Source organism: Maribacter sp., from assembly GCA_020629415.1.
In the GTDB taxonomy this organism is placed as follows: domain Bacteria; phylum Bacteroidota; class Bacteroidia; order Flavobacteriales; family Flavobacteriaceae; genus Maribacter; species Maribacter huludaoensis.
In genome coordinates, this window is record JAHDDL010000069.1 from 1 (window position 1) to 8,933 (window position 8,933).

Genomic DNA, 8,933 nt, shown 5'->3' on the forward strand with positions numbered 1-8,933 from the left:
GACGCCAGGTTTTCATCCTGGTAACAGGGGTTCGATTCCCCTACGGACTACAAAAATTGAATGGATGAGAATCCGAAAATATTATAACAAATAATAAAATGGCAAATCACAAGTCGGCATTAAAGAGAATTAGAAGAAACGAAGCAGTTCGTTTACGTAACAGATATCAGCATAAAACTACCCGTAATGCTATCAAAAGATTGCGTGCAGAAGAATCTAAGAAAGATGCAGAGGCTCTTTTTCCAAGTGTTGTTAGTATGATCGATCGTTTAGCTAAGCGTAACATTATACATGATAACAAAGCTGCCAACTTAAAAAGTAAATTGGCAAAGCACGTTGCTGCATTGTAAATTTCTGCTATTATAATATTTTAAAGCCTTCCAATTTGGAAGGCTTTTTTTGTTTGTAACAGTTTCTGCATAGATGTTGAAGACTTAACTAATTATTGGTCTATTTAAACGAGCGTTTGCTGCTGCTCAAGAAACCAATAGTTAGCACACTGTACATTAATACAATTAGAATGTTTAATACCAATCTTAAATTATAATATTCCCACAAATTATATTGGGTATATCCTATAATCAATAAAAAGGGCGATGTAGAATAAAATATGATCAACGAACTATTTATCCAAAATACGAGATTATAGCGATTGATGATTTTTGCTCCTGCGTCGTATTTTTCTTTGAAATTAATGAATATGCAATATAGTAATGTTAAAGAGGCAATGGTGTATGCATAAAATAGGGTAATGTCCATAGGGTTTTGAAAAAAACAACTAATAATATAGCTAGACATGGCTATTATTGACGCCCATAAAATTCTATTTCTATTTATTTTATTCGATGAAAGTTTCCAATAGGCGTAATAGAAATAGGGGAAAAATACAAGGTCATACAAATTGTAGATGATTTCATTGTACTGGCTATCTTTTAAATCGTTGAAAAAGGTATAATCAGGAAAATACTTAATCATATAACCCAATAATTCATTACAAAAAGTATAGGCAATTATGATCGGAAGATATCTAAAAACGGTATCAAAAAACTTTCTATACGTTTTAATAGATGCTATTAATGCAATGCCGTAAATAATTACAAAGTAACTTCTACTGAAAAAATCCAATATCATTTGGGGCATATTTTAAAAATCTGTCCGAGGTGGTGGTCCGCCATTTCCGCGGTTTAATGCAAGACTGGTTCCTCTGGTTTGTAAGCTTGAATTTAAAGTGAATGTTGGTATTATGCTGGCATATGATTTTTCAGTTTTATCATGTCTGTAATTACCTATGCCGTTAATTTGATTCATTGTTAAGTCACGTATCAATTCGGCTTTTCCATTTTCTCCAATATAAAAGGCGTAATCTTCTCCTTTTTTATTTATTGTGGGAACTATAAATATAGAGTTCTGTCTTGGGTGTACAAATGGTTTACCGTCAGGGAAATTTCCTTTGGTAGGGTAGTTTGCAAAATACAGGCGTAATTTAGTTACTTTTTCTACACCTGCATTTTTAGCTTCTTGGTCAACATAGGCTATATAGTCTTTTATAGTTTGGTAATCAAAATCTACAAATCTACCTACTTGAAATTCTTTTTCTGGGGCACGTACCTTTTGTTCATATTGTTCAATTATATCAGCTCTGTGCTCTGTATAATTATTATATAACGTACTTGCTTCTTTTATAGAAATAATGCCTTCTGGAGCACTTACTGTAGCTATAGGGTGTGGTTGCTCAATATCCTTTTTCTCTTCTTTCTTGCAGTTAATAAAGGCTATAAGAATACTTGAGTATAAAATTTTACTGATTAGGGTGTGTGGTCTTTTCATTTTCTGAGAATTAAAAGGATTAATTAGAAAACTAGTAAAAGACTGGGGAGAGTTCTTTTCTTGAGTAATAAAGATATTAAAAATAAATTTGAGACAATGTAAAACATTGCATGTCAGTAAGAAAAGTGTATGAATGAAAAAATCCCAATTTCTTTAGAAATCGGGATTTTTTATCATATTAGAAAAAGTTCTATTGATTCATCGTCATCAAGAACTCTTCGTTATTCTTAGTTTGTTTAAAGCGTTGCTCTATAAACTCCATAGCTTCTACAGGGTTCATATCCGCAAGGTACTTACGCATGATCCACATACGTTGTAGTGTGTTTTCGTCTAACAACATGTCATCTCTACGTGTACTCGAAGAAGTAAGGTCAATTGCAGGGAAAATTCTTCTGTTGGCAATCTTACGATCTAATTGAAGTTCCATGTTACCTGTACCTTTGAATTCTTCAAAGATAACTTCATCCATTTTAGATCCTGTCTCTGTTAATGCCGTGGCAATAATAGATAATGATCCGCCGCCTTCTATATTACGGGCAGCACCAAAAAATCTTTTTGGCTTGTGTAATGCGTTGGCATCAACACCACCACTCAATACTTTACCAGAAGCTGGTTGTACGGTGTTATATGCTCTTGCCAATCGTGTTATAGAATCTAAAAGAATTACAACGTCATGTCCGCATTCTACTAAACGCTTCGCTTTTTCTAAAACAATGTTCGCTACACGTACATGCTCTGTTGGTTCTTTGTCGAACGTAGAAGCAACTACTTCGCCACGTACGTTACGTTGCATATCGGTTACCTCTTCTGGTCTTTCATCTATTAATAAGATAATTTGATATACTTCTGGATGATTTGCGGCAATACCGTTCGCAATATCTTTCAATAGCATGGTTTTACCGGACTTTGGTTGCGACACGATCATACCTCTTTGTCCTTTACCGATAGGGGAGAACAAATCGATAATACGGGTAGATATGGTACTTTGGCGTTCTGCCAAATTGAATTTTTCTTGTGGGAATAACGGAGTCAAATGTTCAAATGACACACGATCACGAACAATCTGTGGGTCTATACCGTTAATTTTATTCACCTTAATAAGAGGGAAATACTTTTCACCTTCTTTTGGTGGTCTTACATTGCCCAGTACGGTATCGCCAGTTTTTAAGCCGAAAAGACGAATTTGCGATTGAGAAACGTAGATATCATCTGGTGATGATAAATAATTATAATCAGAAGAACGTAAAAAACCATATCCGTCTTGCATGATATCCAATACTCCTTCACTGGCAATAATGGAGTCAAACTCATACTCAGGTTCCTTGTACCTATTTTTTAAGTCCTTGTCAAAATTACTTTTGTCGTGACTGTGTCTAGGGTTAGGTTTTTTATTGTGATTGTTATTCTGGTTAGAATTCTTTTTGTTAGGCTGGTTTGCAGCTTTCGGTCTAGGTCTAGGTCTTTTTTGTTCTACAGGTTCCTTAGATACACTTTCTGTATTATTCTCTTTCTTAACCGGGGTAACTTTCTCAGGAGTAGTTTTATCTTGAGTTGGTTTTGCAGGTACCTTAGATTCCGTACTGGTATTTTTGGCAACACGTGATCTAGGCCTTGGCTTCGGTTTTGGTTTTGCCTCTGCAGGTTTGCTGGTCTCCTCTGTTGCGGCAGGAACTATAGCTGCGGCAACTTTCGGATTTGCAGCTTGCACGTCCAAAATTTGATAAACTAAATCTAGTTTTTTTAAGGTTTTGAATTTAGGAACCTTTAGTCCCTTAGCAATTTCCTGAAGCTCAGGTAGCTTTTTTGATTTTAAATCTGAAATCTCAAACATTAAGTAGTAGAATAAATTATATGTAGTTTGTATTGTAAGAAGTAACTGTTTTAATTGGATAATCTCAAGGAGATGTTTTCCTTACTGGTAGGCGTTATGACGTGATAACGTAGCAATATTACAAATTATTTTGAATAAAAGGGTTATATTTTTTGAAAAGACATGTATTTTTGCAGTGTAAACTGGTAATTGATATATGATTCAAAGAATACAAAGCATTTATTTGTTAGTCGTAGCAATACTTACGGGTGTTCTACCGTTCTTCTTTAACCTATGGATAGATATTGATGGTGTTGAAGTATTTGCAAATAATGAAATGCTTATATCTATTGCCTTTTATGCAAGTACTGTTCTTGCCGTTTGGGCCATAGTACAATTTAAGAATAGAAAATCTCAGTTTGTTATAAACAGACTGAACATGATATTGAACCTTATTTTATTAGGATTTTTTGTTTATCGATCACTAAACTTATCCGGAGAGACTTCGGTCTCTGAGAAGGGTATTGGGATGCTGATTCCAGTATTTTCTATCATTTTTTTGTTTCTAGCAAATAGAGCTATAAAAAAGGATGAAGATCTTGTAAAATCTGTTGATCGCTTACGTTAAACCTATAATCTTAGTAGTATTAGTGCGTTAAAACCCGGGGTAGTTTCCGGGTTTTTTTATGCCCTTTTCCTTCTTTATACAATAGCCCCCTCTTTATATATCACAAAATTATTGCAGCTTTTCTCTCTAATGTGATAAACTGTTTACGTTTTCTTGAATTCTTCGTGATACCCCAATTTTATGTTTGTACCCAAGAAACAGCAAGGCAAACGATAGTCGTTGGTTACCTGTTTTAAAGCTAAACATTTTAAAAATTAAAATTATGAAAAACAGAAAATTTACTCTTGTAGTACTAGCTAGTGTTATGACAACTTTCTTTGTTAGTTGTTCAGATGATGATGGGGAGGTGGTAACTGTTACCGAAACGGAAACTGTAGAGGTAGATTCGTCATTGCCGGTGGGTGATTTAATGGTTAACCTAAGCGGTAATCTAGTTGCTGAAAGCGGTACGCCTACACAAGGGTTGGTTGAATTAGGTGTTGATGCGGACGATACAAACTTTGTTCGTTTTGCAGATGACTTTACTACTGAATTAGGAACTGGTACCGTTGGAATCTTTTTGTCTACTTCTGAAGTTTTTACGGCTGATCCGGCAAACGGAAATCCAGATTTAATGTTAATAGGTAACGTGGCTGACAACGGTGAAATGTTCATTAAACTAGATGCTGCACCAGATGCTAAATACACACACATTATTCTTTGGTGTGCTACTGCAAACATACCATTTGGTAATGTTGCTTTGAACTAATAAACTATTTGCAGCCTTTGGGAATAGAGACACATGGTTCTGTTTTTCTATGTTTCCCAAAGGCTTTTTATTAAGGTTATATCTCTATAACTTAAAATCAAAGAATTATGAAAAATTTAAAAAGCATCATAGTCATATGCTGTTGCCTATTTACTTATTACACCCAGGCACAAAGTGGATGGACGAGAGAAGCAAAAACATTTTATGTTCAAGCATCTGCAGCACATTTATCTTCTAATAACTATTATACTACAGAAGGAAGATTAGCCAATGAGGGAAGTACTTTTAATACCAGCGCATTCTTAATTTATGGTGAATATGGAATAACCGATAGGATTACGGCAATTCTTGATTTGCCCCTGGTGCGTTTAAATAGTTTTAGTACTACCGAAACTGTTGGCGGAGTTGGGAATATTCAATTAGGCGTAAAATATAAACTTTTAAAAACCTTCCCGTTATCGTTACAAGTTGCCTTAGATATACCCACCAATGATGGCAGTAATTTTGCGCAATCAAAAAATGCCAATGCCTTTGGTCAATTTGATGAAATAAATCTTCCGGTCTCTGATGGCGAGTTTAATGTTTGGACAACGCTTGCGGCATCTCATGGTTTTAGTAATGGCAAAACTTACGCTTCTGCTTTCTCTAGTGTTAATTTTAGAACAGAGGGTTTTAGCAACCAGTTACAAGCAGGGGTAGAATTAGGACATTTGTTTTTTAATAGACTATATGTAATAGGAAAATTGAAAATTCAAGAGCGGTTATCTTCTGAAAATAACGTACAAAGTGGTTCGTTCTTGTTTGGTGAAGGTACTACGTTCACCAATTACGGTGTTACTTCAATGTATAAGGTTACCGATCATTTCAACGTGGTAGCCCAATATTCGGATTATGCCGGTTTTTTGGTGGAGCGTAAGAATATTTATGATGGTGGTACATTTTCTTTAGGCGTTTCGTTTGAATATTAATTAGTGAGATACAGGGTTTGTTTAAACATTAAAATCCTGTATTTTATCTTTTGCCCAATTCTATTACCTCAAGGTCTTTAATATTATCACCTTCTATGACAAAACGCAACATAGTACGTACTTGGTGAAAACCATGTTTACCACATGCTCCCGGGTTCATGTGTAAAACGCCTAATTTTTTATCCATCATTACTTTTAATATGTGCGAGTGTCCGCAAATGAACAATTTTGGCGGATTCTCTTTTATAATGTCTCTTGTTCTAATGTTATATTTAGGAGGGTAACCACCAATATGGGTGATTAGTACATCTACACCTTCACAGAAAAATCTATTGTTTTCCGGGAATTCTTTTTGAATGATATGATCGTCAATATTACCGTAAACACCTTTCAAGGGTTTTAATTTTGCAATGGCATCAGTAACTTTTAATGAACCAATATCGCCGGCATGCCATACTTCATCTGCCCATTTCACGTGTTTTAATATAGCATCGTCTATATGTGAATGTGTATCGGAAAGTAATAGGATTTTGGTCATTTTTAATTTTGGTTATGCGGATAAGAAGATTGAGTTTGATGGTTGCTTACGTATTTAAAACGGTAATTCTAATGTTTAGAATTACAGCTTAATCCATTCAATGTTAAAACCTATCCTTTTTAATACCTTTGTGAGATACAAAACTAGTACATCCTTTTGAGATTCTTCATTCAATTTTCATACTTCGGTAAAGCTTATCATGGCTGGCAGTACCAACCAAATGCCATTACGGTACAAGAAGTGCTAGAAAACGGTATGTCTAAACTTTTAAATTCTAAGGTTTCACTTATGGGTGCCGGTCGTACAGATACCGGTGTTCACGCTAAAGAAATGTATGCCCATTTTGATGTTGATGCTATTGATAATATTGAAGAATACGTTTTTCGATTAAATTCTTTCTTGCCCAATGATATTGCGGTAAATAGCATATTTGAAACAAAAGAAGATGCCCATGCCCGTTTCCATGCTACTGCTAGAACTTATGAATATCATATTGATAAAAATAAAAATCCTTTTGCTACAGAACTTGCCCATTATGTAAAAAAAGAGCTGGATATAGAAAAAATGAACCATGCCGCTACATTATTGCTGGGAAGAAAAGATTTTGAATGTTTTTCAAAATCCAATACGGATGTTTTTACCAATATTTGTGATTTAAGAGAAGCACATTGGCAGCTAGAAAATGACAAACTTATTTTTACGATCACTGCGGATAGGTTTCTAAGAAATATGGTCAGAGCTATAGTTGGCACCTTAATTAATGTGGGTTTGGGTAAATATCCGGCAGACTATGTTAATACCATATTAAAAAGTAAGGATAGAACAAAAGCAGGTGTTTCCGTTCCTGCAAAAGGACTATATTTGACCTCTATTGTTTACCCCAATACTATTTTAAAGAATGGATAAGGATTCTGGCAAAGCATTTGACACACGTCTTTTTAAACGCCTACTCGCCTACACAAAACCGTATAAAATTACTTTCTACGGCGTTGCATTGGCTGCAATTCTATTATCCGGTTTTGCCATTCTTACGCCTTTGATCGTAAAAGAAATTATAGATACCGCTATTAAAGGCAACAATGATGAGATGTTGCTTTACTTAACTATTGCTATGTTGGTAGTGTTATTGGGGCAAGTAATTTGTCAATTGGCATTTAACTACTATGCCAACTGGCTTGGAGAATCCGTGATTAGAGATGTTCGCATCAACCTGTTCAAAAAGATGCTTTCCTTCAAGATGACCTATTTTGATAATTCATCATTGGGCGTATTGGTGACCAGAGCGGTGGCCGATATGCAAAGGATCGGAGAGATTTTTAGTCAAGGATTTTTTGTTATTGTTGCAGATTTGTTGAAAATGGTCGTTGCTGCCGTAGTAATGCTTTTTATTAATTGGAAACTCTCGTTAATAGTCTTTGCCTTGTTGCCCGTTATCGTATATGCTACAAGATGGTTTCAAAAAGCCATGAAAGTTGCTTTTACGGAGGTTAGGGCAGAGGTCTCCAACCTTAATTCATTTGTTCAAGAGCGTATAACGGGTATGAAGATAGTGCAGTTGTTTACCCGTGAAAAAATTGAGAGTGACAAGTTTAGGGAAATCAATGAAAAGCATAAAAAAGCATGGTTGAAAACAGTATGGTATAATTCTATTTTCTTCCCAATCGCTGAAATTGTTTCCTCTATTACCGTAGGATTGATCGTTTGGTATGGCGGATTGCAAAATGTAGCTAATATTTCTACGGATATAGCAGGTACTGTATTTGCCTTCATTATGTTAATAGACTTGTTGTTTAGGCCACTTCGTCAAATAGCAGATAAATTCAACACGCTACAAATGGGGATGGTTGCCGCCAATAGGGTATTTAAAATTTTAGATACCGATAGCCACATTCAAGATGTGGGTTCTTATCAAAAACAAATTGTCAATGGCGATATTAAATTTGATGATGTTCATTTTGGATATTTAGAAAATGAAGAGGTCTTACACGGTATTTCTTTTGATGTGAAAGCGGGGGAAACCGTTGCTATAGTTGGCGCTACAGGTGCCGGAAAAAGTACCATTATTAATCTATTAAATAGATTTTATGAAATTAACAGCGGGTCTATATTAGTTGATGGGGTAGATATTAAAGATTACGATCTAGCATCTCTGCGTTCTCATATTGCCGTAGTACTGCAAGATGTCTTTTTGTTTGCCGATACTATCGCCAATAATATTTCTTTAAAAGATCCAAGTATCACAGTTGAAAATATAGAGAATGCGGCCAAGGCTATAGGTGTAGATGAGTTTATTTCTAGTCTGCCAGGTGGTTATCATTATAATGTAAAAGAAAGAGGTACCATGCTTTCTAGCGGTCAACGACAATTAATTGCTTTTTTAAGAGCCTATGTTAGCAACCCTAGTATTTTAATTT

At 35.1% G+C, this 8,933-nt stretch carries 10 protein-coding genes; 6 read left to right on the top strand and 4 right to left on the bottom strand.

What is annotated here, in order from left to right; translation table 11 throughout:
- The first annotated feature begins 98 nt into the window (after positions 1-98).
- Positions 99-350, top strand: coding sequence for a 30S ribosomal protein S20 (rpsT, locus tag QZ657_RS16745; protein WP_036152561.1), 252 nt, complete (start codon positions 99-101; stop codon positions 348-350).
- A gap of 100 nt (positions 351-450) precedes the next feature.
- On the opposite strand, the gene QZ657_RS16750 is transcribed toward rpsT, so the two are convergent.
- The 3 genes from QZ657_RS16750 to rho all read right to left on the bottom strand — a co-directional run bounded on the left by QZ657_RS16750 (position 451) and on the right by rho (position 3,658).
- Positions 451-1,131 (bottom strand): hypothetical protein, encoded by a 681-nt coding sequence (locus QZ657_RS16750; protein WP_291961205.1) that lies wholly within the window; start codon positions 1,129-1,131, stop codon positions 451-453.
- A gap of 12 nt (positions 1,132-1,143) precedes the next feature.
- Positions 1,144-1,827, bottom strand: coding sequence for a hypothetical protein (locus QZ657_RS16755; RefSeq protein ID WP_291968186.1), 684 nt, complete (start codon positions 1,825-1,827; stop codon positions 1,144-1,146).
- A gap of 190 nt (positions 1,828-2,017) precedes the next feature.
- On the bottom strand, positions 2,018-3,658 hold the full coding sequence (gene rho, locus QZ657_RS16760; RefSeq protein WP_291968187.1) for a transcription termination factor Rho: 1,641 nt from the start codon (positions 3,656-3,658) through the stop codon (positions 2,018-2,020).
- A gap of 196 nt (positions 3,659-3,854) precedes the next feature.
- Between rho and QZ657_RS16765 the strand changes: the two genes are divergently transcribed.
- The 3 genes from QZ657_RS16765 to QZ657_RS16775 all read left to right on the top strand — a co-directional run bounded on the left by QZ657_RS16765 (position 3,855) and on the right by QZ657_RS16775 (position 5,981).
- Positions 3,855-4,265 carry a DUF4293 domain-containing protein gene (locus QZ657_RS16765; RefSeq protein ID WP_276471796.1) on the top strand — a complete coding sequence of 137 codons (411 nt, stop codon included), beginning with the start codon at positions 3,855-3,857 and terminating at the stop codon, positions 4,263-4,265.
- A 262-nt stretch (positions 4,266-4,527) separates the two neighbouring features.
- On the top strand, positions 4,528-5,013 hold the full coding sequence (locus QZ657_RS16770) for a hypothetical protein (RefSeq protein ID WP_291961199.1): 486 nt from the start codon (positions 4,528-4,530) through the stop codon (positions 5,011-5,013).
- A gap of 107 nt (positions 5,014-5,120) precedes the next feature.
- Complete coding sequence (locus tag QZ657_RS16775; protein WP_291968188.1) at positions 5,121-5,981, top strand: hypothetical protein; 861 nt, start codon at positions 5,121-5,123, stop codon at positions 5,979-5,981.
- A 43-nt stretch (positions 5,982-6,024) separates the two neighbouring features.
- On the opposite strand, the gene QZ657_RS16780 is transcribed toward QZ657_RS16775, so the two are convergent.
- On the bottom strand, positions 6,025-6,519 hold the full coding sequence (locus QZ657_RS16780) for a metallophosphoesterase family protein (protein ID WP_291961196.1): 495 nt from the start codon (positions 6,517-6,519) through the stop codon (positions 6,025-6,027).
- 156 nt (positions 6,520-6,675) lie between these two features.
- Here QZ657_RS16780 and truA point away from each other — a divergent pair, with 156 nt between their 5' ends.
- Together truA and QZ657_RS16790 are read left to right on the top strand one after the other, a co-directional pair.
- The gene (gene truA / locus QZ657_RS16785; RefSeq protein WP_291968189.1) at positions 6,676-7,425 is read left to right on the top strand and encodes a tRNA pseudouridine(38-40) synthase TruA; all 750 of its coding nucleotides are present in this window, start codon (positions 6,676-6,678) and stop codon (positions 7,423-7,425) included.
- Positions 7,418-8,933, top strand: a 1,516-nt coding sequence (locus QZ657_RS16790) for an ABC transporter ATP-binding protein (RefSeq protein WP_291968190.1), incomplete at its 3' end; no start/stop codon positions are given. The genes truA and QZ657_RS16790, both read left to right, overlap by 8 nt.